At 69.1% G+C, this 405-nt stretch carries 1 pseudogene; it reads left to right on the forward strand.

Annotated features, from left to right (window positions below):
• Positions 1 to 405: pseudogene (locus tag EXE44_RS18395) on the forward strand (antibiotic ABC transporter permease); the annotation flags it as partial.

Below are 405 nucleotides of genomic sequence, written 5' to 3' on the forward strand. Positions count from 1 at the left end.
TCCACGATCGCCACCCTCGTCCCGAACTCCGCGAGCGAGCGGAGCGGATCTTAGACTACGTCGCGAGCCAGCAGGCCGACGTCGGCGGGTGGACGTACACCGACCCGCCGTCCGCCTCGCACCTCTCGATGGACAACCACCACAACGGGTTCGTCTTGGAGTCGCTCCTCCGGCATCGAGAGGTGACGGGGGCGACCCGGTACGACGACACGCTAGAGCGCGGGATCGAGTTCTACCGCCGGACGCTGTTCGAGCCCTCCGGGGCGCCCAACTGGGACGAGGAGAGCGCCTATCCGAAGGACGTCCACGCCGCGGCGGAGGGGATCGTGCTGTTCAGCGCGGCCGGCGACACGGCGTTCGCGTCCCGGATCATCGACTGGACGCTCTCGGAGCTGTACGCCGGCG

This window comes from Halorubrum sp. SS7, from assembly GCF_005435055.1.
Classification (GTDB): Archaea; Halobacteriota; Halobacteria; order Halobacteriales; family Haloferacaceae; genus Halorubrum; species Halorubrum salinarum.